At 67.2% G+C, this 22,941-nt stretch carries 18 protein-coding genes and 1 pseudogene; 9 read left to right on the forward strand and 10 right to left on the reverse strand.

Going from position 1 to position 22,941, the window contains the following annotated elements:
- Positions 1 to 15: 15 nt before the first annotated feature.
- Entirely contained in the window at positions 16 to 2,820 is a 2,805-nt protein-coding gene (locus CR105_RS29400; protein ID WP_180288251.1) for an EAL domain-containing protein, read from the forward strand.
- A gap of 18 nt (positions 2,821 to 2,838) precedes the next feature.
- On the opposite strand, the gene CR105_RS20700 is transcribed toward CR105_RS29400, so the two are convergent.
- Positions 2,839 to 6,144 (reverse strand): DEAD/DEAH box helicase, encoded by a 3,306-nt coding sequence (locus tag CR105_RS20700; RefSeq protein WP_099791722.1) that lies wholly within the window; start codon positions 6,142 to 6,144, stop codon positions 2,839 to 2,841.
- Positions 6,145 to 6,426: 282 nt separating this feature from the next.
- A complete protein-coding gene (locus CR105_RS20705; RefSeq protein ID WP_229414043.1) occupies positions 6,427 to 7,503 on the reverse strand; it encodes an AraC family transcriptional regulator in 1,077 nt (358 codons plus the stop codon).
- 99 nt (positions 7,504 to 7,602) lie between these two features.
- Here CR105_RS20705 and CR105_RS20710 point away from each other — a divergent pair, with 99 nt between their 5' ends.
- Complete coding sequence (locus CR105_RS20710) at positions 7,603 to 8,898, forward strand: tetratricopeptide repeat protein (protein ID WP_131021784.1); 1,296 nt, start codon at positions 7,603 to 7,605, stop codon at positions 8,896 to 8,898.
- Here CR105_RS20710 and CR105_RS20715 read toward each other — a convergent pair.
- Complete coding sequence (locus CR105_RS20715) at positions 8,895 to 10,727, reverse strand: SagB/ThcOx family dehydrogenase (protein ID WP_099791726.1); 1,833 nt, start codon at positions 10,725 to 10,727, stop codon at positions 8,895 to 8,897. The genes CR105_RS20710 and CR105_RS20715 overlap by 4 nt on opposite strands.
- A gap of 129 nt (positions 10,728 to 10,856) precedes the next feature.
- On the opposite strand from CR105_RS20715, the gene CR105_RS20720 reads away from it, so the two are divergent.
- Entirely contained in the window at positions 10,857 to 12,509 is a 1,653-nt protein-coding gene (locus CR105_RS20720) for a hypothetical protein (RefSeq protein WP_229414044.1), read from the forward strand.
- Positions 12,460 to 12,687: a tetratricopeptide repeat protein gene (locus CR105_RS29040; RefSeq protein ID WP_229414045.1), complete on the forward strand. Its 228-nt coding sequence runs from the start codon at positions 12,460 to 12,462 to the stop codon at positions 12,685 to 12,687. The genes CR105_RS20720 and CR105_RS29040 overlap by 50 nt, the downstream gene beginning before the upstream one ends.
- A 13-nt stretch (positions 12,688 to 12,700) precedes the next feature.
- Here CR105_RS29040 and CR105_RS20725 read toward each other — a convergent pair whose 3' ends face one another.
- Positions 12,701 to 13,060 (reverse strand): DUF1428 domain-containing protein, encoded by a 360-nt coding sequence (locus CR105_RS20725; RefSeq protein WP_099791728.1) that lies wholly within the window; start codon positions 13,058 to 13,060, stop codon positions 12,701 to 12,703.
- Between the two features lie 208 nt (positions 13,061 to 13,268).
- Between CR105_RS20725 and CR105_RS20730 the strand changes: the two genes are divergently transcribed.
- The 3 genes from CR105_RS20730 to CR105_RS20740 all read left to right on the forward strand — a co-directional run bounded on the left by CR105_RS20730 (position 13,269) and on the right by CR105_RS20740 (position 15,154).
- Positions 13,269 to 13,580, forward strand: a complete 312-nt coding sequence (locus CR105_RS20730) for a PsiF family protein (protein WP_099791730.1) — start codon at positions 13,269 to 13,271, stop codon at positions 13,578 to 13,580.
- A 202-nt stretch (positions 13,581 to 13,782) separates the two neighbouring features.
- Positions 13,783 to 14,301 (forward strand): PEP-CTERM sorting domain-containing protein, encoded by a 519-nt coding sequence (locus CR105_RS20735; protein WP_229414046.1) that lies wholly within the window; start codon positions 13,783 to 13,785, stop codon positions 14,299 to 14,301.
- Positions 14,302 to 14,443: 142 nt separating this feature from the next.
- Positions 14,444 to 15,154 carry a carboxylesterase family protein gene (locus tag CR105_RS20740; RefSeq protein ID WP_131021874.1) on the forward strand — a complete coding sequence of 237 codons (711 nt, stop codon included), beginning with the start codon at positions 14,444 to 14,446 and terminating at the stop codon, positions 15,152 to 15,154.
- Between the two features lie 44 nt (positions 15,155 to 15,198).
- Here the strand turns inward: CR105_RS20740 and CR105_RS20745 are convergent.
- The 4 genes and pseudogenes from CR105_RS20745 to CR105_RS20755 form a co-directional block, all read right to left on the reverse strand.
- Positions 15,199 to 15,306 (reverse strand): annotated as a pseudogene (locus tag CR105_RS20745) (IS5/IS1182 family transposase); the annotation flags it as partial.
- 43 nt (positions 15,307 to 15,349) lie between these two features.
- Positions 15,350 to 15,667 carry a hypothetical protein gene (locus CR105_RS28435; RefSeq protein ID WP_180288250.1) on the reverse strand — a complete coding sequence of 106 codons (318 nt, stop codon included), beginning with the start codon at positions 15,665 to 15,667 and terminating at the stop codon, positions 15,350 to 15,352.
- Positions 15,668 to 15,803: 136 nt separating this feature from the next.
- The gene (locus CR105_RS20750; RefSeq protein ID WP_229414047.1) at positions 15,804 to 17,009 is read right to left on the reverse strand and encodes a serine hydrolase domain-containing protein; all 1,206 of its coding nucleotides are present in this window, start codon (positions 17,007 to 17,009) and stop codon (positions 15,804 to 15,806) included.
- Between the two features lie 8 nt (positions 17,010 to 17,017).
- The gene (locus CR105_RS20755; protein WP_131021875.1) at positions 17,018 to 17,416 is read right to left on the reverse strand and encodes a hypothetical protein; all 399 of its coding nucleotides are present in this window, start codon (positions 17,414 to 17,416) and stop codon (positions 17,018 to 17,020) included.
- A 126-nt stretch (positions 17,417 to 17,542) separates the two neighbouring features.
- Here CR105_RS20755 and CR105_RS20760 point away from each other — a divergent pair, with 126 nt between their 5' ends.
- A complete protein-coding gene (locus CR105_RS20760) occupies positions 17,543 to 19,243 on the forward strand; it encodes a M1 family metallopeptidase (protein WP_099791734.1) in 1,701 nt (566 codons plus the stop codon).
- Between the two features lie 17 nt (positions 19,244 to 19,260).
- On the opposite strand, the gene CR105_RS20765 is transcribed toward CR105_RS20760, so the two are convergent.
- Together CR105_RS20765 and CR105_RS20770 are read right to left on the reverse strand one after the other, a co-directional pair.
- On the reverse strand, positions 19,261 to 20,232 hold the full coding sequence (locus tag CR105_RS20765) for a LysR substrate-binding domain-containing protein (protein WP_099791736.1): 972 nt from the start codon (positions 20,230 to 20,232) through the stop codon (positions 19,261 to 19,263).
- Positions 20,233 to 20,303: 71 nt separating this feature from the next.
- Positions 20,304 to 21,500 carry a CaiB/BaiF CoA transferase family protein gene (locus tag CR105_RS20770; protein WP_099791738.1) on the reverse strand — a complete coding sequence of 399 codons (1,197 nt, stop codon included), beginning with the start codon at positions 21,498 to 21,500 and terminating at the stop codon, positions 20,304 to 20,306.
- Between the two features lie 249 nt (positions 21,501 to 21,749).
- Here CR105_RS20770 and CR105_RS20775 point away from each other — a divergent pair, with 249 nt between their 5' ends.
- Positions 21,750 to 22,709 (forward strand): Bug family tripartite tricarboxylate transporter substrate binding protein, encoded by a 960-nt coding sequence (locus CR105_RS20775; protein WP_099791740.1) that lies wholly within the window; start codon positions 21,750 to 21,752, stop codon positions 22,707 to 22,709.
- Positions 22,710 to 22,941 lie beyond the last annotated feature (232 nt).

The following is a 22,941-nucleotide window of genomic DNA, read 5'->3' on the forward strand; positions in this document are numbered from 1 at the left end:
ATGGAGCGCACGACCATGCCGACCACCAAACAGGTGCTGATCGAACGCCAGCTCAGCGAGGTTCAAAACGTTGCCCACGTCGGCATCTGGGAGTACCTGTGCGCATCCGGCAAGCTGATCTGGTCGGACGAGACTTACCGCATCGCCGGTATCGACAGGCAGTACGTCGACGCCAGCATCGACGCCTATATCGCCGCCGTTCATCCTGACGACCGCGGCAAGGTGCTGGCGATGCTGGAACAGGCCCGGCGCGGATCAATCCAGCCAATGCTCGAGCACCGCGTGGTGTGGCCGAACGGCGAAGTGCGCGAGCTCATCATGCGCGGCTATCCGTTCGTCGACCAGGACGGCCAACCCGCCATGGCCGGCACGCTGGCCGACCTGACGGGCGTAAAGCGTTCGAAGGCGGCGCTGCGCGCGCTGTCGCGCAAGCTGGTCACCACGCTCGAGAGCATGACCGACGCCTTCTACATGCTCGACAACGACTGGCGCTTCACCTACCTCAATTCGGAAGCCGAGCGGCTGCTGCAGCAGCGGCGCGACGAGCTGCTAGGCAAGGTGCTGTGGAAAGCGTTTCCCGACCTGATCGGCACCCGCTTCGAGACGCAGTACCGGCAGGCAATGGCGCAGCACCGTCCGGCCGCCTTCGAAGAACTCTACGTGCCTTTCCATGCGTGGAAGGAACTGCGCATCTTTCCGTCGCGCGAGGGCCTGGCGGTGTACTTCACCGACATCTCCGAACGCAAGAGCCTGCAGGAAATCGAGCGGCAGAATGCCGAACGCTTCCGGCTGGTCGCCAACACCACCACCGACATCATCTGGGACTGGGACCTGGCGCAGGACCGCGTCTGGTGGAACGAAGGGATGCGCAATGCATTTGGCTACACGCCCGACCAGATCGACGAGGGCATCGCGATCTGGGCGCGCCGCATCCATCCCGACGAGCGCGCGGGCGTGCTGTCCGGCCTGCTCAAGGCGCGCGACGAGGGCGGCCATGACTGGCACGCCGACTACCGCTTCATGCGCCGCGACGGCGCCTACGTCGACGTGCGCGACCGCTGCATCTTCATTCGCGCCGCCGACGGCAGCGCGCAGCGGGCAATCGGCGCCATGCTCGACGTCACCGCGCAAAAACGGGCCGAAGCCGAGCGTGCCGACGCCGAGGCGCGCAACCGGGTGCAGGCTTCGCTGCTCGACAAGGCGCTCGACGCGATTTCGGCGACCGACATCAACGGCCGCATCACGTACTGGAACAAGGGCGCGCAGCGGCTGTACGGCTGGACGTCGGACGAGGTGATCGGCGCCATCAAGGCCGACCTGATCGTCGCTGACCGCGCGCCGTTCGAGCGTGCCTTCGGCAAGATGCTGCAGCAAGGCGAATGGACCGGCGAACTGCTCAAACGGCGCAAGGATGGCAGCACCGTCTGCGTCGAAGCGCACCTGACCTTGATGCGCGACGACGACGGCGGGCCGCATTCGATGCTGTGCATCGATACCGACATCACCCAGCGCAAGCGGGCCGAACGCGAAATCGAGGACCTGGCGTTTTTCGATCTGCTGACGGCGCTGCCGAACCGCCGTTTGCTGCTCGACCGCATGCGCCACGCGGTCGCCACGTGCCGGCGCACCGGCCGCACCGGCGCAGTGCTGTTTCTCGACCTCGACAACTTCAAGAGCCTGAACGACACGCTCGGCCACGACAAGGGCGACCTGTTGCTGCAGCAGGTGGCGCTGCGGCTGCGCTCGCGCGTGCCGCGCGCCAGCGACACGGTGGCGCGCCACGGCGGCGACGAATTCGTCATCGTGCTGGAGGATTTGTCGGACCAGCCAGCCGAAGCGGCCGCCCAGGCCGAGCGCATCGCCGAAAAGATCCTCGCCGTCTTCGATACGCCGTTCCATCTCGACGGGCACCAGCACCCTACGACGTCGAGCATCGGCGTCGCCTTGTTCACCCGGCATAGCGCCGACGTCGACGAACTGCTCAAGCGGGCCGACTTGGCGATGTACCAGGCCAAGTCGGCCGGCCGCAGCACCATCCGTTTTTACGACCCGCAGATGCAGATCGTCATCAGCGCGCGCGTGCAGCTCGAAGCGGACCTGCGCCACGGCCTCAAGCAGCACGAGTTCGACCTCGTCTATCAGAGCCAGACCGACGGCGCCGGCCATACCACCGGCGCCGAGGCCCTGATCCGCTGGCGCCATCCGCGCCGCCGGCTGGTGATGCCGGCGATGTTCATCCCGCTGGCCGAGGAAACCGGCCTGATTCTGCCGCTGGGCCAATGGGTGCTCGAAACGGCATGCCGCCAGCTGGTTGCCTGGGCGCGCAGTGCCGTCACGGCGCACCTGACGATGGCCGTCAATGTCAGCGCGCACCAGTTCCGCCAGCCCGACTTCGTCCAGATGGTGCAAAGCGTGGTGAGCCGAACCGGCGCCGATCCGGCCAAGCTCAAGCTCGAGCTGACCGAAAGCCTGCTCGTCGCCGACGTCGAACGCACGATCGACAAGATGAACGCGCTGCGGGCGATGGGCATCAGCCTCGCGCTCGACGATTTCGGCACTGGCTATTCATCGTTGTCGTACCTGAAGCGCCTGCCGCTCGACCAGCTGAAGATCGACAAGTCGTTCGTGCGCGACGTGCTCACCGATCCGAGCGACGCGGCCATCGCGCGCACCATCTTGCTGCTGGGCCACACGCTGGGACTCGACGTCATCGCCGAGGGCGTCGAGACCGAGAGCCAGCGCGACTTCCTGGCGCAGAACGGCTGCCTCGCCTACCAGGGATTCTTGTTCAGCCAGCCAGTGCCGGCCGAGCAGTTCTAGCCGTACGGAGCGGCGGTTCTAGGCGTCGAGCGGCGCCAGGATCGCCTGCAAGTCGGCCTGCGTCAATGCCAGCTCGCCGGCGCCGGTGCCGGTCAGCACGGCGTCGGCCAGCCCGGCCTTTTTGCGCTGCAGTTGCTGGATTTTCTCTTCCAGCGTGCCGCGCGCAATCAGTTTGTAGACGAACACCGGCTTGTCCTGGCCGATGCGCCAGGCGCGGTCGGTGGCCTGGTTCTCGGCGGCCGGGTTCCACCACGGATCGTAATGAATCACCGTGTCGGCGGCAGTCAGATTGAGCCCGACGCCGCCCGCCTTCAGGCTGATCAGAAACAGCGGCACCTCGCCTTGCTGGAAGGTGGCCACCTGGCCGGCGCGATCGACGGTGTCGCCGGTCAATAGCGCATACCGGATGTCGCGCTGACGCAGTTCGGCCTCGATCAGCGCCAGCATGCTGGTAAATTGCGAGAACACGAGAATCTTCCTGCCCTCGTCGAGCAAGGTGACGACCATCGCCATCAGTTCGTCGAGCTTGGCCGACGGCGCGTGCCCGGCGGCGCCGGCGCCCTTGACCAGGCGCGGGTCGCAACACACCTGGCGCAACTTGAGCAAGGCGTCGAGGATGATGATCTGGCTGCGCGCCACACCTTTGCTGGCAATGGCCGCGCGCACCTTGCGGTCCATCGCCAGGCGCACCGTCTCGTACAGATCGCGCTGGGCGCCGATCAACTCGACCTCGCGCACCATCTCTGTCTTCGGCGGCAACTCCTTGGCCACCGCGTCCTTGGTGCGGCGCAACAGGAACGGCTTGATCCGCTGCACCAGGAACGCATTGCGGGCGCCATCGCCCAGCTTTTCGATCGGCTTGCGAAAATTCGTGTTGAATGCCTTCTCGTCGCCCAGCAGGCCGGGCATCAGGAAATGAAATTGTGCCCACAGTTCGCCCAGGTGGTTCTGCAGCGGCGTGCCGGTCAGGCACAGCCGGTGCCGAGCGGTCAGCAACGATGCCGTCTGCGCCGCTTTCGAACGGTTGTTCTTGATGTATTGCGATTCGTCGAGGATCAGCAAGTGAAACGCATGCGCGCGCAGCTGCGCCTCGTCGCGCGGCAGCAACGCGTACGTCGTCAGTACCAGGTCGTGCGCGCCGATCTGGTCGAAGCGTTCGCCGCGTTCTGGACCATGCAGCAGCAGCACGCGCAGCCCTGGCGCGAAACGCGCCGCCTCCGCCTGCCAGTTGCCCATCAGGCTGGTCGGCGCCACGACCAGCGCCGGCGCCGTCAGGCGGCCCGCCTCTTTTTCGAGCAGGATGTGGGCGAGCGTCTGAATCGTCTTGCCCAGCCCCATGTCGTCGGCGAGGATGCCGGCCAGGCCGAACTCGCGCAGGAACTGCATCCAGGCCAGGCCGGCGCCCTGGTAGGGGCGCAGGCTGGCCTGCAGGCCCAGCGGGGCCGGCACCGCCTGCACGCCGCCGAAGGTACGCAGTTTTTCGCCCATTGCGCGCAACTGCAGTCCGCCGGTCCAGCGCAGCTGCAGGCTCGCCTCGAGTTCGGCGAGCCGCGCGGCGTCGAGCGTGGGCAGGCGCACGCTGTTGCCGATGTGCTCCTTGAAGAACAGCTCGCCCAATGCAGCCAGAATCGGCTTGACCCGGCCCCACGGCAGCCCCACCCGCGCGCCGTCCGGCAGGCGCGCGAACAGCAGGTCGCCGTCCGGGTAGAGGGCCAGCGCCGCGGCGTCGAAGTCGTGCGGTGCGCTGCGGATCATTTCCAGCAGCACCGGCAGCAGCGATACCTGGCCGCCATCGACGACGATGCCCAGTTCAAGGTCGAACCACGGGCTCGCTTCGGCGCCGTCGTCCACCACCTCGGCGTACCATTCTTCCACCTCGGCCAGGTCGAACGGCTGGCCGGCGCCCTGTTCGACGATCCAGCCGAGTTCGCGCAGCCGCGGCAAGCCTTCGCGCGCAAAACCGAGCCAGTCGTCGACATTGGCCACGCGCAGCACATCGCGCGTCGGTCCGCTGGCAGCGCCGAGAAAGCCGAGCGCGCCCAAGTGCTTCTCGGCCGCCGACTCCAGCGCCGCGTCGCGCGCGATCAGCTCCATCACGGCGCCGGCCGGCCGCAGGATGTCCGCCCCCGTGCCCGCTGGCACGCGCTCGCCGTCGTAGTCGAAACCGAGCAGGACGTAATCGTCCTCGTGCGGCTGGCCGCGTCCGGGTGCCGAACCGTGCCGGCTACCCAATACCAGCACCGGCTGCGGCCGGATATCGCTGCGCGTCACCTGGCGCCGCGCCGGCGGCGCCGGCACCAGCGCGGCCAATCCGCGCGTGGTCAGGTGGCGCCCCAGGCCGGCCGCCTCGCCAGGCGCGAGCGCAGGGGCACTTTCCACCAGTGCCAGCAGGCGTTCAACCGGCATCGCGCGCGCGCCGTCGCCAAGCACCAGCTCGCCGAGCACACCGTCATGCAGGTACATCGGCGGCGTGGTCGGCAAGAGGTAATCGAACGATTCACCATTGTCGAACTGCCAGGCAAGTCGCATGCTGCCGTTGGCGCCATCGCCAGTCCATCCGAGCGCGCCGGCGCGCACCGGTCCGGCGGCGATCCGGGCGATGTCGCCGGCCTTGAAACCGTCGGTCGCCGCGGACCAGCACAAACTATCTGCAGCAAGCACGTGGCGCAGGAAGTGGGCGCCGGATTCATCGCTCGGCGTCGTCTCGGCGACGCCAAAACGACTGTCGGACATGGCAGAGAACAAGCGCACGGTGTGCAGATCGGCCGACTTCAGGTAGGCCGGCGGACTGCTGAGCAATGTATAGAGATCCCGGCCCACGGTGGCCGACACGACGCCGCCGTCGGCGCCGATGCGCGCCCTGCTCAGGTACAGTTTCAGCCTTCCGCGCCTGCTGTCGGGCACCAGCACATACAACAGCCGCTGGGAGACCTTGTGCTTTGTGGCCGCGCTGGCGCCGCCGGTGGCGATTGCGTCCCGCACCGAATCGAGCCAGTATGCCAAGGCAAACGGCAACGGCGGCCCGGCGTCGTGCGCCATTGCCGCGGCGTTGCGTTCGAGCCCGACCAGCAGGGCCGCAACAACGTGTTTGCAATTATGGTCCATAGGGCAACTGCAATTGCCATCGAAATGAATGCCTTGGCGGCGCCGGGCGACGCTGATCGATTGGCGGTAAAGCTGGCCGCCGCTGCCCTTGACCTTGCTTTGGATGCTGACGTCGTCAACGATCACCGACCGCACATGACCATTTTGCGCATAGGATCGGCCGCGGGAGTAGGTGCCGCTGTCGAAGTTGCTGCGAATGTCGTCGAGGGTGTATTGCATGAGTCCGTGATGCGGGCGATGAAGAGCGGTCATTATCGCCGATCGCGCGCCGCCAGGCCGCCGGCGGCTTGCCGACCGCGCGCTTGAAGGCCCCAGGGGGCGCCCCCCCGGGGGTCAGTGCCGGCAAACGTACACGACCTCAGCATTCGCGGTCGGCACGGATCAGCTCGTGTACGATTGCCGGCACTGACCCCGCTGGAGTTTGGGCGGCACGGATCAGCTCGTGTACGATTGCCGGCACTGACCCCGCTGGAGTTAATTGACCAGGCTGGCGTCGCTCGCTCACGCGGGCAGCGCGTCGCGCTCGCGCCGCCAGGCCGCCGGCGGCTTGCCGACCGCGCGCTTGAAGGCGCGCGTAAACGAGGTCTCGGAATCGTAGCCGACGTCGAGCGCCACCGCGGCGATGCTGGCGCGCGTTTCGAGCAGCAGTCGCGCCGCCGCCTGCATGCGCCACTGCGCCAGGTACTGCATCGGCGGCAGCCCGACCAGGTGGACGAAACGTTCGTGCAGCGATGAGCGCGACAGCCCAACGTGGCGCCCGAGCTCCTCGATGCTCCAGGGGCGCGCCGGCTGCTCGTGCATCAGCGCCAGCGCGCGCCCGACAAAGCGGTCGCGCAGCGCGGTGAGCCAGCCGACGCCTTCAGCCGGCAGCATGTCGGTGTAGCGCCGCACCGCATGGACGAACATCATCTCGCTCATCCGCGCCAGCATCGCCTCGGCGCCCGGACGGCCGGCCTGCGACTCGGCCACCGCCTGCTGGGTAAAGCGCGACATCCACGCGTCGTCGTCGCTGGCGCGCAGGTGCAGCAGGTGCAGCAGGTGCGGCAGCGCTTCGATCAGCGGATTGAACGGATGCAGGTCGCAGCCGAGAAAGCCGCACACCACGGTCGCATCGGCATGAAAGCCGGGCGAGGCCGGATTGACCGCGTCGCAGCCTTCGATGGCGATGCGCAGCGGCAGGTGCGCCAGGTCGAGCGTGGCGAACCAGCCGACGTCGGACAGGCCGCGCATGCCCGGCGCGCTGGAGACGACGTGGGCGTCGCCATGCGGGAACATCACGGCGTCGCCGGCGAACAGCTGCACCGACGGCCCGCCCGGAATGCCGGCCCAGCAGCTGCCTTGCGCCACCGCGTGATACTCCATCACGTGTTCGACGCCGTGCATCAGCAGCGGCGCGAGCTCCCGCGACGACGGCGCCTCGGCCGCCCAGTCCTTGCAGCCGCTACGTAGAAGAACATCGCGCCGCGCAGCCGCACGCCGCGCAGCACGTCCGACAGCGTGTCCTGGCTCATCGCTGCCTCCCTGCCGCCGGCCGAGCAACGGCGGACGCGCGGTCAAGCGGCGGCGACGCCCGGTCAATCTTGATCGCCTCAATGTCGCGAGAATGATTCCAAGCGATGCACCTGCAACGCGGCGAGGCTTTTCTCAACATGCGTGTGTCACCCCGGAGAATCTGAAATGGAAGCACGGATTAATCTTACCCGCGGCGCCGAAGTCGATGCGCGCGGCTGCGCCATCTCGGGCGCCTCATCGACGGCGCTGGATGACTTCGAACGCGCACTGGCGCTGTCGCAAAGCTGGCGCGCCGGCGCCGATAACGCACTGCTGCCGGCGCTGCAGGAGGCGCCGCAGTTCGTGATGGCGCATGCGCTGCACGCCTGGCTGAACCTGTCGAGCCGCGACCCATCGAGGGTCGCCGCGGCGCGCCCGATCCTGCTCGGCGCCGTCAGCCTGCCGGCCAACGACCGCGAGCGCATGCACCTGGCGGCGATCGGTGCGGCGCTCGCCGACGACTACGAGCGCGCCCGCCTGATGCTGGTCGACCTGCTGCGCGTGTACCCGCGCGACGTGCTGGCACTGCAGATCGGCCACATGCTCGACTACGCGCTCGGCGACATCGAGCAGCTGATCCAGCGCGTCGCCGCCGTGCTGCCGGCCTGGTCGCGCGAGCTGCCGGGCTACCATGCGGTGCTGTCGATGCGCGCGTTCGGCCTGGTCGAGTCGGGCGAGTACGAGCGCGCCGAGGAAGCGGCCGAAGCGGCGCTGGCGCTCAATCCCGCCGACGCCCGCGCGCACCACGCGATGGCGCACGTGTTCGAGATGAGCGAGCGGCCCGACGCCGGCGTGCGCTGGCTCGGCCGCCACAGTGGCGCATGGGGCAACCAGACGGTGGTGGCGACCCACTGCTGGTGGCACGTCGCCTTGTTCCACCTGGCGCAGGACCGGCACGACCTGGCTTTGAAAATCTACGACCAGCGCATCCGCACCGGCGGCAGCACTGCCATCGCCGACCTGATCGACGCCGCCGCCCTGCTGTGGCGCGTGCTGCTGCGCGGCGGCGACGCCGGCGCGCGCTGGGCCGAACTGGCCGACGCATGGGCGCCGCACCTCGAAGACCGCTTCTGCAGCTTCAACGACCTGCACGCGATGCTGGCATTCGTTGGCGCCGGTGACTGGGACCGCGCGCGCCATCTCGAGCGCGTGCTGGCCGAATGCCAGGCGCGCCAGACGCGCCACGGCGCCACCACGCGCATGCTCGGCCTGCCCGCCTGCCGCGCGCTGATGGCATTCGGCCGCGGCGACGACACGCTGGCGCTGACCTTGCTGGCAAGCCTGCCGGCGCAGGCGCACCGCTTCGGCGGCAGCCACGCACAGCGCGACGTGCTGAACCTGACGATGCTGCAGACCGTGGAACGGCTGCGCCGTCCGCGCCACCGGCCGGTCCACGAGTCGGCGTTGAAGCTGGCCGCCTAGTCGGCGTTGCGGTCGGCCGGCACCCCGAGCGCGGCGAAATGCACCACCCACTGACGCTGGCGGTCGATGCCGATCAGCGCCGCCGCCTCGTCGTCGTAGAAGGCTCCGACCGGGCAGGCGGCCAGGCCGCGCGCCACCGCGCCGAGCAGCCAGCGTTCGCCGACCATCCCCGCTTCGATGAAGCCATGGCGATAGCCGCGCGCGCCGCCGGCCAGCAACGGCTCGCGCTCGACCGACAGCACCAGCACCACCGCGGCGGCGCCGATGACATCCTGCGCCAGCGCCGCCGACTGCGCCGCGGCGGCGAAGTCGCCGCCACGCACGCGCTCAAGCGCATGCGTGTCGAGATAGCGGTACACGCCGGGCGCCAGTCCATCGACCCGGTTGACGACGAGGTGGATGCGCACCGCGTCGGACAACTGCGGCGGCTGCGCCATGTCGGCCAGCAGCGACGACAGCGCGGCCAGCGGCACCGGATCGGCATGGAAGCGGCGCTCGCTGCGGCGCTGGCCGATCACGCGCTTGAGCGGCATGGCCGCCACCGCCGGCGCCGGCAGCGCAACCGATCCGGCGCCGTCCGCCGTCAGCCTGAGCGAGGTGGCCTGGTGCACCGCGCTGGTGATGCCGAGCGCGCCGCCGGGTGCCGGCGATGGCGCGGCGAAGCGGGCGGCCGGCGCCGGCGCGGCGCCGCCACGGCGCAGGGTCATCGCCGCCAGCACGCCCTCCTCGACGCCGTCAACGCCGAGCGCGCGCGCCAGCCGGGCGTCGTCGAAGCGGCTCTCGAGCTGCGCGCGCATGCCGGCGGCGTGGCCGGCGGCGCGCAGGTTCTCCAGCAGGTGGCCGGTGTCGGCGGTGACGTAGCGGTAGGCGCGGTCGCGGTATTTGTAGCCGGTGCGGCGGAAGATGGAAGTGGCGACCAGCAGCGCGTCGGCGTCGTCGGCGCCCGGCGCGCCAGTCACGGCAGGGATAGTCCCGAGCACGTCGAGGCGGTGCTGGTCGGGGTCGTAGTGATAGACGCCGGCCGGCAAGCCGTCGACAGCGCGCGCGATCACGTACAGCTCGTTGGAGAACAGCGCGCCGGACGATGGCGCCGCGCGCAGCGCATTGCCGCCGCGCCGCTCGGTGACACCGGCCGCCATGAACAGGATGTCGCCCAGTTCGGCCAGGCGCAGCGGCTCTGCGCGCGCCGACGCTGCCGGCGCACGCAGCGCCGCGCTCAGGCCAGCGGCGCCGACGCCGCCCGCCGGCAGGGCGACGTGCCGCGCGTTCGGATAGCGCTTGAATGCCGGCGGCGCCGCGCCCCACTCGATGCCGGGGGCGCGCCGGAACACGCTGGCGCGCGATTCGGACGAGAACTCGTGGAAGCGCACCAGCGCGTCGACGGCGCCGCCGTCGGCCGCGGCGCCGGCCACGGGCATCGGCAGCGCTTCGGTGGCGCGCTGCCGCGTACCGAGAAAAAATGCGGCGCCCAGCGCGGCGACGATGGCGAGTACCTTCAGCGCGGGAATGCGGCTGCGCGGGGTGGTGGCTGCGCGCGCTGGGCCGCGCAGCCAGCGCACCACCATCGGCAGGTTGAAGATCAGGTGGATCGATACCAGCAGCACGGTGCAGTAGCCGAACAGGTAGTGCCAGTCGAACACCGGCAGCTGCTGGTTGGCGACCCAGAAGATGCCCAGGCCGGCGGTCGCCAGCAGGTAGGTCACCAGCAGCAGCGAAGTCTGCACGTTGAGCGACTGCCGCGGCGGCAGGCGCCCGCGCGCCGCCGCCACGCCGAGCCAGGCGCCGTACAGCGCCAGCGGCAACAGCACCCACACTATCTTCGGCATCATCGCAAGCGCTCCTCCATACCTGATGGTGACGATTCTACCCGCTTGATTCCGCGATTTTTTTGACTAGACTTGACGTACGCACTAGCGAATTTCGCGTTCACTGAACAATTGCCGCCGGCAGGGGGACATATGAGACAGAGAACACTGGTCGCCGCGGTCGCCGCCGCCGGCGCAGGCGCGCTGGCCACCTTCGCGCCGACCTTGGCCGAGCGGCCCGCCCCTGTCCCGGCCTTCGATCCGCTGTTCACCCAGGGCGCTGCCTGCGCGCCGGCCAGGCCCGGCCGCCCGCCGCTGCTCGACCAGCTGGTGCTGGCGCAGGCCGAGACCAGGCCTTTCACGCCCGGGCGCCAGTTGCCGGCCCCGGCCAGCGAGGGCACGCCGCCGCTGTACCAGGACCTGGGCAAGCTGCACGTGCCGGTCACCACCAGCAGCGCCAAGGCGCAGGCGTATTTCGACCAGGGCATGCGCTTGCTGTTCGCTTTCAACCACGCCGAAGCGGCGCGCGCCTTTCGCGCCGCGCAGCAGTTCGATGCCGGCTGCGCCATGTGCTACTGGGGCGAGGCGCTGGTGCTCGGCCCGAACATCAACGCGCCGATGTTCCCCGCCGCGGCAGCGCCGGCCGCCGCCGCCACGGCCAATGCGCTGGCACGCGCCGGCAATGCAAAGCCGGCCGAACAGGCACTGATCCGCGCCGTCGCCCGGCGCTACCAGGCCGCGCCGCCGGCCGACCGCGCGCCGCTCGACAGGGCCTACGCCGATGCGATGGCCGACGCCGCGCGCGCCTTCCCCAACGACGACACCATCCAGGTGCTGTATGCCGAAGCGCTGATGGACCTGTCGCCGTGGGACTACTGGGAAGCGGGCGGCAGCAAACCGAAGAACCGCACCGCCGACATGGTCGCCGCGCTCGAGCGGGTGCTCGAGCGCCATCCGACCCATCCGGGCGCGGCCCATTACTACATCCACGCGATGGAGGCGTCGACCCACCCGGACAAGGCGCTGCCGGCGGCGCGCGTGCTGGCCGCGCAGATTCCCGGTGCCGGCCACATCGTCCACATGCCGTCGCACATCTACTACCGCATCGGCCTGTACAAGGAGGCGCTCGACTCGAACGTCGCCGCCATCGCCGCCGATGAAAAATACTTCCGCACGTCGGCCAGCGACCCGGTCTACAAGGGTTCCTACTACCCGCACAACATCCATTTCGTCATGGTGTCGGCGCTGATGGGCGGCGACGGCAAGACCGCGCTGGCGTCGGCCGACAAGCTCGACAAGTCGATCGGCGCCGACCTGGTGAAGGAATTCGCGGTGCTGCAGCCGGTCAAGGCGGCGCCGTACTTCTCGCACGTGCAGTTTTCCAGCCCGGACGTGCTGGTCGCGCTGCCCGACCCCGGGCCCGACTTCGTGCTGGTGAAGGCGATGTGGCACTACGCCCGCGCCACCGGCCTGGCGCGCAAGGGCGCGCTGGCCGCGGCCAGCGCGCAAGGGCGCGCTGGCCGCGGCCGGCGCCGAGGTCGACGCGCTCGCCAATATCGAGCGCACCGGCAACTTCAAGGCGCTGACCGACTGGGCGGTGCCGGCGAAGGAAATCGTGCAGACGGCGCGCGCAGTGGCTGCCGGCCGCGTGGCCGACGCCAGGGGCGACCTGCCGGCTGCCATCAAGGCCTACCAGGAAGCGGTGGCGGTGCAGGACGCGCTGCCCTACATCGAGCCGCCCTACTGGTATTACCCGGTGCGCCAGTCGCTCGGTGCGGCGCTGCTGCGCGCCGGCCGGCTCGATGAGGCCGAGCAGGCCTTCCGCGATTCGCTGGCGCGCACGCCGAGCAACGGCTGGGCGCTGCGCGGCCTGGTCGAGGTCTACCGCAAGCGCGGCGACGCCCCGGCACTGGCCGCCACGCGCAAGCGCTTCGCGTTGACCTGGCTCGGCCCGCAAGACGGCCCGGCGCTGTCGCTGCTGTGAACCGCGTGCGCTCCTACATGTCGACCAATGTCTCGAAGCCACCGTAGATCATGCGCTTGCCGTCGAACGGCATCGCCTCAGGCTTCATGAACTCTTCCAGGCGGGGATCCTTCATGACCTTGTCGTTGATGGCGTCACGGTCGGCGCGCGAGGCGTATTCGATCCACGAGAACACGACCACTTCATTCTCTTCGAGCTTGACCGCCTGCGGGAACGAGGTCCACTGGCCGGGCTTGACGTCATCGGCGATGCACTCACGAAAGCTCAGCGCGCCGAACTCCTTCCAGATGGCGCCGCACGTTGTCGACATGCGCTTGTACGCGTCAATCTTGTCCTTTGGTACCGGGGTGATGAAACCGTCGATGTATGACATTTTTCCTCCTGATTGATGGGTTATCGGATCGAGCATCCAGAGTAGCATCCATTAACGGAAAGGCAAGCGAAGTGAGGCGCGATTGCCCGCCACGGCGGTTATGCAATTTGCTTGTCATTACGCCGAATTGGCGGCATGATTGCTTTCAGTTATCGTCGGCATGCGAAACCGGCGAATTATGCATTTCCAACCAGTGGGGATATTCATCATGAAGAAGCTTGTTTTTGCTTGTGTAGCGCTATCGATGTCCGGTTTCGCCCTTGCCCAGCCAGCCGCCGCGCCGGCGGCGCCCGCCGCCAAGACGGCGCAGCAGAGCAAGATGGTCACCTGCAACACCGATGCCACCGGCAAAAAAGGCGACGAGCGCAAGGCATTCATGAAGGAATGCCTGAGCGCGAAGCCTGCCAAGGCGGTGACCGCCCAGCAAACCAAGATGAAAACGTGCAATGCCGACGCCGTCGGTAAAAAGGGCGACGAACGCAAGGCATTCATGAAAACTTGCCTGAGTGCGGCAAAGTAAGCAAGCGTTCAACGTCCGCGATCGCGGGCGCCAATAAAGAGCCAACCCATCCGGTTGACTTTTTATTGGCTAGTTACCGCCATGCCGTGGGCGACGCCGAGTCAATTAACACAAATATACGCGCCGCATTCACGCCACCGCTGCGCTGACCACGCTGGCGCCACCTGCCTGGCCGCCAGTGCCAAGCACCGGCCTGGAAACCGTGCTGTTCAACCGTGTCGCATTCGGCATCAATGGCGGTTTCGTCGCGATGGGCGCGCATGGATACAAGAACGGTCCTCTGCTGCCTAACGACGGCGTCAGCACCTTCTACGCAATGCAGGGCGTATATGGCCCGGACGGCAAGAACTACGCTATCTGGAGTTTCGACTTTTCCTACAACACCCGTGGCTGCAGCACCTGCCAGGTATTCCTCGAAATCGACAAAGACCCGGGCGCCGGCGTTGACTACGTCCGCCTGTTCGACCTGACCACGTTGCCCCAGTACGGCGCCAGCGGCCAGGATGCCTGGAACATGGAAATGACGTTCATCACCGCCGGAATCTACGACTTCAACCCGTTCGGCGCCAGCAGCACGGCGATCCGCCTGGTTGGCGTCAATGGTAACGAGCGCGCCACCTCGGAAATCACCGTCAACGTGCCTGAGCCAGGTTCGATGGCATTGCTGGGCCTGGGCCTGATCAACATGGGTGCGGCCGCGCGTCGTCGCCGTCAGCGCTGATCCGATCGGCAATCCGCCATCTTCAATCAAGCGGCCTTCGGGCCGCTTTTTTTTCGATTATGGCACCTCAAGCCTTGGACATGCCAAGCGCCGATCTCAATATGCTAGAGTGCATTTCCACCCTCGAACGGAATCGCGCGCCATGAAAACGCCCGCCCGCCATGTTCTCGCCGCTGGCCTGGCTCTCGGCGTCGCGCTGTCGGCGCAGGCGCAGCCCGTGCAAAAAGTCCGCACGGCCAACGTTGCGGCAAAGATCAGCTACCTGGCCTTCCTGCCGAAGTCGTACTCCGCCAAGGGCGAGCCGGTTCCGCTGATCATCTTCTTGCACGGCTCCGGCGAGCGCGGCACCGACCTGAACAAGGTGAAGGCGTGGGGTCCGCCGGCAATTGTCGAGAAGGATCCGGCCTTTCCGTTCATGGTGGTGTCGCCGCAGGCGCCGGACGGCGAATGGTGGCACGCCAGGCTGCTCAAGGGCATGATCGATGAGGTACTGGCCAAGTACAACGTCGACCGCAGCCGCGTCTACCTGACCGGCATGTCGATGGGCGGCTACGGCGCCTGGGACCTTGCGATCAACTACCCCAGTTACTTCGCCGCAATCGCGCCGGTGTGCGGCGGCGGCAACACGCTGCGCATCGGCCAGCTGAAGGACGTGCCGACGTGGGTGTTTCACGGCAAGAAAGATCAGTCGGTGCCCGAACTTGAATCGGCGCGCATGGTGGCCGCGCTGAAGGCTGCCGGCGGCGACGTCACCTACACCATGCTGGCCGACGGCGGTCACGCCGACGCTTGGCTCCATGCTTACGGCGACGCCGGCCTGTTCGACTGGTTCCTGCAGCACCGCAAGCACTAAGAGCGCCGTTCTTCGCTCATGCGGACGCAATCTGCGGAGGCGAGGAAGACGCCCGCTCGCATCCATTCGTGCAGCCGACACCAGGACGTCATGCCGCAGCCGCAGCCGAGCTCACGCGGCTGGTACTCCCAAGGAATCCCGGTCTTGAGAACAGCATTTGGCTCGTATGGAATGATCGCTTGTGGCGGCGCCTGCTTATCTTTTCGATAAAAGATGCCGCGTGAGCAACAGGATGACCGCACTTCCGGCCAGCCACACCAACATGAACCAGAGATAGCGAATGGCGAGCGGATCCAGTGCTGGCGTTGGTATGCCAGATAGGTTACCTGTGATGCCAGCATTGGAAAGCGCCCACGTAAGGCACATGGCCATCAAGATGTATGACGCCAGCGCTCCAATTCCAATGAACGACCAAAAATGTGGAAGCAAATCACGCCACAGGTATGCGAAAACCCCTACCGTTAGTGCTGGGCCAATGAGACCGAAGGGTACTACAAAACTGAACAGGTTCATCGGGGGAGAACTCCAACAAGCTTATTGGTGCGGGGTCGTGGGGGTCGAGTTCCGATCCTGGCCGATAACGGTCCTTCGTACAGCTCAGTGTACGGCGCTTGTTACTTAAAAGGCAAGTAGGGTTTTGTCAGGCGCTCTAAGGCGCGGCGCGCCGCAGCGCGGCAAACTCGACGCCAAGCGCCGCCTGCGCCGCCAGCGTGCCGAGCCGGCCGTACAGCGACAAGATGTTGCTCTTGTCGTCGGGATAAACGCGGTTCGACAGGAACACGTAGAAGGTGCCCGAGCGCGGATCGATCCACAGGATGCAGCCGGTAAAGCCGGTGTGACCGAAACTGCCAATCGGGAACAGCTCGCCGCGCGGGCGCGCGAACGGCGAATCGATGTCCATGCCCATGCCGCGCAACTGCGCTAGCCCAGGCGGCGACTGCACCGTCGTCATCAGGCGCACGCTGTCGGCGCTGAGGATGCGCGTGCCGTCCAGCTCGCCTCCGGCGAGCAACATGCGCGCAAAGCGGGCGACGTCGCCGGCGCTGGTGAACACGCCGGCCGAGCCGGCCACGCCGCGCATGCGCCGCGCGGTCGGGTCGTGCACCACGCCTTGCAGCACGCCGGCGGCGCCGCGCTGGGTCGGCGCGATGGCGGCGGCGTCGATCCGCGCCAGCGGCAGGTAGCCGGTCTGGTGCATCCTCAGCGGCGTAAAGATATGGCGCTGCGCAAACTCGTCGAGCGGCATGCCGGACACGCGCTGCACCAGATTGCCGAGCAGGATGTAGTTGACGTCCGAATAGCGGAACGCGGCGCCCGGCGCGTCCGTCACCCGCCGCGCGCACGCCAGCTCTTGGGCGGCGGCCGTGCCTTCCCAGGCCGGCAGCGCCGGCAGCCCGGCGGGCAAGCCGGAGTTGTGGGTCAGCAGGTGGCGCACCGTCATGCCGTCCTTGCCGTTGCCGCCGCATTCGGGGAAGTAGCGCGCGAGCGGCGCTTCGAGGTCGAGCTTGCCGGCTTCGGCCAGCAGCAGCACCGACGGCGCCGTCGCCAGCACCTTGGTCAGCGAGGCGGCGTCGAACACGGTGGCGGGTGCGACCGCGGCGGCGCCGTCGTCATAGCTGAGGCGGCCGTAGGCGCGCTGGTATCGTTCGCCGTTGCGCTCGAGGTGGAACACCGCACCCGGCATGCCGCGCGTGGCGACCACCGCGCCGATCGCGCGGTCGATGTCGGCAAGGCGGGCACGGTCGAGCTGCGTGGCGGGCGCCGGCGATAGCGGCGCGCAACCTGCCGACAACATGGCCAGAATAGCGCCGGCGATCATCAACACGCGCCGGGCCGAGAACATCGGTATAGGCATCGCCGCTTTCACTCGCCGCTGGCGGCCAGGTCGCGCGCGATGGCGGCCAGGCGCCGCACTTCGGCCGTCGCCGCCGCCAGCGACTCGTTGCGCGCCGCCAGCTCTTCGGCCGGCATCGATGTGATGGCGTCGAACATCGCGTCGCGTTGCAGCGCGAACGTGCCGAGCACGTGCATCAGCGCGGTGAACGCGATGCGGTCTCCCTCTGCCGCCGGCAGCGCGGAAAAGTTGGCCTGCGCCTGGCGCACGTTGGCGGCCAGCTCGGCGTGGTCGGCGCCGCCCTGTCCCATCGTCTCGAGCATGTCGGCCAGCGCCGCTTCCAGGCGCGCGGTGCCGTAGATGAAGCGGCCGATCTCGTTGTAGTCGGGGGCGGCGTCGGCCGGGTCGTCCAGTGCGTCGGTGGTCATGGTGGTGGCGGTAGGGAGAAAGGCGCACAGCATACACCGGTTCCCGTCCGTGCCAGCCATTGATCAATTGCAACTTGAACAAGCGCTGTGTTAAATTTCTTGCCTCCCTTTTCCCGCTCACCCGCCATGACCCGATCCCTGATTTTCTGTGCCTGCCTGCTGTTGTCGGCCTGTGCCAGCCAGCCCACGCTGACCACCCGCACCGTCAACTCCGGCGCCGAGCGCGCTCCCGAGCAGCTCGCCGTCGTGTTCGAGAAAGCCGACCTGGCACTGCGCATCGATCCGGCCAGCCGCACCATCCGCGGCGACGCCACCTTGACGTTCCAGGCGTTGTCGCCGCTGGGCCGCATCGTGCTCGACCTCGACAACCACCTGCCGATCGACTCGGTGGCGGTCGACGGCCAGCTGCTGCCGGCCAGCGCCTACAGCAATCCCGACGGCCGCCTGGCGATTACGCTGCCGCGCCAGTTGGCCGCCGGCGCGCGCGTCGCCGTGCGGGTGCGCTACCACGGCGCGCCGCACGTGGCAAAAATGGCGCCGTGGGATGGCGGCTTCGTCTGGTCCAGCACGCCGGACGGCCAGCCGTGGATCGCCAGCGCGGTGCAGGGCGAAGGCTGCGACCTGTTCTGGCCGTGCATCGACCATCCGATGGGGAAAGCCAAACTGATCGACCAGCACATCGCCGTGCCGGCGCCGCTGGTGGCGGCCGGCGCCGGCATCGCCCTCGGCATGGACGAAGCCGACGGCTGGCGCACCTGGCACTGGCGCGCGAAGAACCCGAGCACCTACGGCATTTCGGTCAACGTCGGGCCGTACAAGCTGCTGTCGGACGAGTACCGCAGCCGCTTCGGCAACACCATCCCGCTGCGCTTCTGGCACTTGCCGCAAAGCGAAGCGCAGGCGCGCGAGCTGATGAAGGAGTTCGCGCTGATGCTCGACTTCTTCGAGAGCACGCTCGGCCCCTACCCGTTCGGCGACGAAAAGATGGGCGTCGTCGAAACGCCGCACAAGGGCATGGAGCACCAGACCATCAACGCCTACGGCAACAAGTATGCCAAGACCATGTACGGCTACGACGACTTGCTGCAGCACGAATTCGCCCACGAATGGTTCGGCAACCAGGTCACCAACATGGACTGGGACGACATGTGGCTGCACGAGGGACTGGGCAGCTACATGCAGCCGCTCTACCTGCAGTACCTGCGCGGCGACCAGGAGTATTTCTCCAGCCTGATGAAGCTGCGCTCGACCATCGTCAACAAGGCCGCCATGGTGTCGGGCAAGCCGCACGTCGTCGAGGATGTCTACGACATCAAGCGCGGCGGGCCTGGCCAGGATATCTACGTCAAGGGTGCGCTGGTGATGCATTCGCTGCGCGCGCTGGTCGGCGACGACGTGTTTTTCCGCGCCGTGCGCAAGCTGGTATACGGCACCGAGCAGCCGGCGCCCGGCGCCATGACGCCGCGCTACGCCACCACGCGCGAATTCATCGGCTTCGTCAACCAGGCCAGCGGGCGCGACCTGGGCTGGTTCTTCGACGTCTACCTGTACCAGGCCGAGCTGCCCGAGCTGCTGGCCGAAACGGCCGACGGCCAACTGAAATTGCGCTGGAAAACGAAAGACGACAAGCCATTTCCGATGCCGGTCGACGTGCGCATCGGCGCCGCCGTGCAGACGGTGGCGATGACCGCCGGCAGCGCCAGCATCTCGCTGCCGGCCGGCGCTACCTGGACGCTCGATCCGCACTCGAAGCTGCTGCGCCGCGCCAAGCACATCGAGGAGTTCCAGGAATACGAGAAGGCGCAGAAGAAAAAGAAGGCTGGGTGACCGCTCGGTAAGTTTAGCTACGCACTTCTGCTTCGCACTTCACCGATCTGCATCGGCGCCGGTACTGCCGGCAAAGAACGGTGAATCGCCGCGGCCGCATCGGCGCTGAGGCTGGCGGCCAGCAGCCTGACGGGCGCGGCCAGCGCCACGGTGCTGCGCAGCGCCAGCAGCAGCGTGCGCTCGGCCCATTCATCGTCAAGCGTGATCAGCTTCAGGCCCATCGAGCGCACATGCGGCTCGGCTGCCAGGTACGGCAGCAGGCCGATGCCCAGGCCCACCATCACCATTCGGCAGACGGCGTCGAAGCTGCGCACCTGGATGCTCAGCTTGAGCGGCTTTTCAAGGCGGCGGCATTCCGCATGCAAGCGCTCGGCAAGCGACGTCGCTTCCGACAGGCTGACAAATTCATAGTCCAGTGCATCGGCCAGCGGCAGGCTGTCGTGGATCGCCAATGGGTGGTCCTTGGCAACGATCAGCACCAGCTGGTCCTGGCGATACTTGAACACTTCGATGTCGGCCACCGCGGTGCGGTCGGCGAAGATGCCGACATCGGCGCGGTTTTCGCGCACCGCCGCCACCACGTCGCCGCTGTTGCGCTCTTCCAGGCTGATGCGGATGCCCGGATGGTCGCGCCGGAACCGGCTCAGGTCGTCGGGAAGGAACTGGGTGATGGCGGACGTGTTGGCCCAGATACGCACGTGTCCCCTGGTGCCGGCGGCATAGTCGGACAGCGCGCCCGACATCTTGTCGACCTCCTGCAAAATCCCCAGCGAATGCTGGAAACAGGCGTGGCCGGCTTCGGTCAGGGTGACGCCATTGGCGTGGCGGTAAAGCAACCTGGTTCCCAGATGCGCTTCCAGGTCCGACACGCGCTTGCTGGCGGAGGCGACGGCAAGGTTCGACTGCTGGGCGCCGCGGGTGATACTGCCGCTGCGCGCAATTTCAATGAACAGCTTGAGGGTGACCAGATCGAACCGGGCATAGTTCACCGCCTATCTCCTTTACGCACCGTTTCGTCGGCAAGAGTTTCATTCTGCCATATGCGCAAGGCGGCCCCGGCTCAGCCCACTACACCCCTCGCTCTCAAGGCGGCAATCTCCGCCGCGGACAGGCCGGCATCGCTCAATACCTGCTCCGTGTGTTCGCCCAGGGCCGGCGCGCGCTGGCGAATGGCGCCGGGATTGCCCGACAGTTTCGGCATCACGCCCGGCACCTCGACTTCCAGTCCGTCCGCGCTGCGCACTTTTTCAATGACGCCGCGCGCCCGGTAATGCGGATCGTCGGCGATATCCTTGGCGGAATAGATCCGCCCTGAAGGGACGTCGACCGCCTTCAGGCCTGCCAGCGCCTCCTCGATCGATACAGACCTGGTCCAGGCTTCAATCGCAGCATCGAGTTCATCGGCGCGGCCGGCGCGCCCGTCGTTCCTTGCCAGCCCGGGGTCGTCGGCCAGGTCGGTACGGCCGATCAATACCATCAGGCGCTTGAAGATCGAGTCGCCGTTGCCGGCGATCAGGACGTAATCGCCATCCTTGCAGCGGTAGGCGTTCGATGGTGCAATGCCGGGCAAGGCGCCGCCGGCCGGCTCGCGGATCGCGCCGAACGCCGAATACTCCGGCAGCAGGCTCTCGGTCATGTTGAACACCGACTCGTACAGCGCGACGTCGATCATCTGGCCGGCGCCGCCCTTGGCATCGCGCTGATACAGCGCCAGCATGATGCCGAGCGCGCCGTGCAAGCCTGCCAGCGTATCGCCCAGCGACACTCCGGCGCGCACCGGCGCCCGCCCCGGCTCGCCAGTGATGTAGCGCAAGCCGCCCATTGCCTCGGCGATTGCGGCAAAGCCTGGCTCATCGCGCTTCGGCCCATCCTGGCCGTAGCCGGAAACGCGCAACATGATCAGCCGAGGATTGGCGCGATGCAATTCCTCCCAGCCCATCCCCCACTTTTCCATGGTGCCGGGCCGGAAATTCTCGATCAGCACATCGGCCGACAGTGCCAGCGTGCGCGCCAGTTGCCGCCCTTCGTCGGTGCGCAAGTCGATGCACACCGACTGCTTGTTGCGCGACTGCGCCTGCCACCAGACCGATGTGCCGTTGTGCAGCATGCGCCATTTGCGCAAGGGGTCGCCGTCCCCCGGCGTTTCGACCTTGATTACTTCGGCGCCGAAGTCGGCCAGCGTCTTGGCGGCGAAGGGCCCGGCGATCAGCTGGCCGAGCTCCAGAATCCGTATGCCCGCGAGAATTTGATTATTCATAAGTAGAAGGTGGTATCGACATCGAAAGGTTCCCCCGGCCAGTGTGACCGCAAGCGGTCGGCAAGCGAAATATTTTATTTGACGCTGCATGCTTCGTGGACCGCGAAGCCTTCGTCGATTGCGAAGGCAAGGGAGTCGATAATACGAAGGCCGGCTCGTCATTTAACCGGTAGATTTGCTCAGTTCACATGCTTCGCCCCGAGCCCGCCGCAGTGCGGGCCGCCTTCACACAATCAAAGGAGACTGACGATGTTCCGCAAACTTGCCTGCAGCATGCTGCTGCTCACCTCCGCGGCGGCATTTGCCCAAGCGCTGCCATCCCGGCCGATTACCCTGATCGTGCCGAACCCGCCAGGCGGCGTGGTCGACACCGCGGCGCGCGTGGTCGGCCAGTCGCTTGGGCAGATACTCAAGCATACGGTGGTCGTCGACAACCGCCCTGGCGGCAGCGGCAATATCGCCTACCAGATGGTTGCCCGCTCCGCGCCGGACGGCGCCACCCTGCTGGTGTCGTACTCGGCGTATCACACCGCCAATCCGGCGTTGATGCCGCAACTGCCCTGGGACCCGATCAAGGACTTCACGCCGGTGGCGCTGCTGGTCGCCGCCACCAACGTCGTCGCCGTGCACCCTTCGCTGCCTGTCAACACGCTGGCCGAACTGATCGCCTACCTGAAGAAGAATCCCGGCAAGGTCAACTATGCTTCGCAGGGCAATGGCTCGCTGTCGCATATCGGCACCGAATTGTTCAAGCAGCAGACCGGCACCGACATGGTGCACGTGCCGTACAAGGGTTCGGGCCAGGCGATCGCCGACGTGCTGGCAGGACAGGTGCAAGTGTTCATCACCACGCCGCCGTCGGTGATGCAGCACGTGCAGTCGGGCAAGCTGAAGGCGCTGGCGATTGCCGGCAAGAGCCGTCATCCGATGATGCCGACGATTCCGACCACGGCCGAAGCGGGCCTGCCCGACTTCATGCTCGAGGCGTGGGTCGCACTGTTCGCCCCGGCCGGCACGCCGCCGGCATTGGTCGAGCAACTGAGCAATGGTGTCAAGATCGCGCTCGAGACGCCGGAAGCGAAGAAGCAGGCCGCCGCACAGGGCGTCGAAGTGCGTTACCTGAATCCGGTCGCGCTGGGCGGCTTGCTGAACAAGGAGCTCGGCTACTGGCGCACCGTGATCAAGAAGGCCAACATCACGCTCGATTGATTGCGCCGGCGCGCGACGCGCGCCAGATCGGCATAGGGGACGGCCCGAAGGCCGCTCCCCTGCCACACCACCCGGCATGCGGGTCCGCACCGGGCGGTTGGAACGGTTGACGTCATGGCACCGAACCCGGCGCGCCATGCCTGCGTTCATCTGTGTTCAACCCGGTCGATCGAGTTCTTCACTGTCGTGGAAACCATCGGCTTCACCTTGGTCTCCTGTTGACGAGCCCCGT

Origin of the sequence: Massilia eurypsychrophila (assembly GCF_002760655.1) — a bacterium.
GTDB lineage: Bacteria > Pseudomonadota > Gammaproteobacteria > Burkholderiales > Burkholderiaceae_D > JAFCUW01.

Coding starts and splice junctions, on each gene's coding strand:
- CR105_RS29400 (WP_180288251.1), top strand. CDS start 16: ATGCCGACCACCAAACAGGTGCTGATCGAACGCCAGCTCAGCGAGGTT.
- CR105_RS20700 (WP_099791722.1), bottom strand. CDS start 6,144: ATGCAATACACCCTCGACGACATTCGCAGCAACTTCGACAGCGGCACC.
- CR105_RS20710 (WP_131021784.1), top strand. CDS start 7,603: ATGGAAGCACGGATTAATCTTACCCGCGGCGCCGAAGTCGATGCGCGC.
- CR105_RS20715 (WP_099791726.1), bottom strand. CDS start 10,727: ATGATGCCGAAGATAGTGTGGGTGCTGTTGCCGCTGGCGCTGTACGGC.
- CR105_RS20720 (WP_229414044.1), top strand. CDS start 10,857: ATGAGACAGAGAACACTGGTCGCCGCGGTCGCCGCCGCCGGCGCAGGC.
- CR105_RS20725 (WP_099791728.1), bottom strand. CDS start 13,060: ATGTCATACATCGACGGTTTCATCACCCCGGTACCAAAGGACAAGATT.
- CR105_RS20730 (WP_099791730.1), top strand. CDS start 13,269: ATGAAGAAGCTTGTTTTTGCTTGTGTAGCGCTATCGATGTCCGGTTTC.
- CR105_RS20740 (WP_131021874.1), top strand. CDS start 14,444: ATGAAAACGCCCGCCCGCCATGTTCTCGCCGCTGGCCTGGCTCTCGGC.
- CR105_RS28435 (WP_180288250.1), bottom strand. CDS start 15,667: ATGAACCTGTTCAGTTTTGTAGTACCCTTCGGTCTCATTGGCCCAGCA.
- CR105_RS20750 (WP_229414047.1), bottom strand. CDS start 17,009: ATGCCTATACCGATGTTCTCGGCCCGGCGCGTGTTGATGATCGCCGGC.
- CR105_RS20755 (WP_131021875.1), bottom strand. CDS start 17,416: ATGACCACCGACGCACTGGACGACCCGGCCGACGCCGCCCCCGACTAC.
- CR105_RS20760 (WP_099791734.1), top strand. CDS start 17,543: ATGACCCGATCCCTGATTTTCTGTGCCTGCCTGCTGTTGTCGGCCTGT.
- CR105_RS20770 (WP_099791738.1), bottom strand. CDS start 21,500: ATGAATAATCAAATTCTCGCGGGCATACGGATTCTGGAGCTCGGCCAG.
- CR105_RS20775 (WP_099791740.1), top strand. CDS start 21,750: ATGTTCCGCAAACTTGCCTGCAGCATGCTGCTGCTCACCTCCGCGGCG.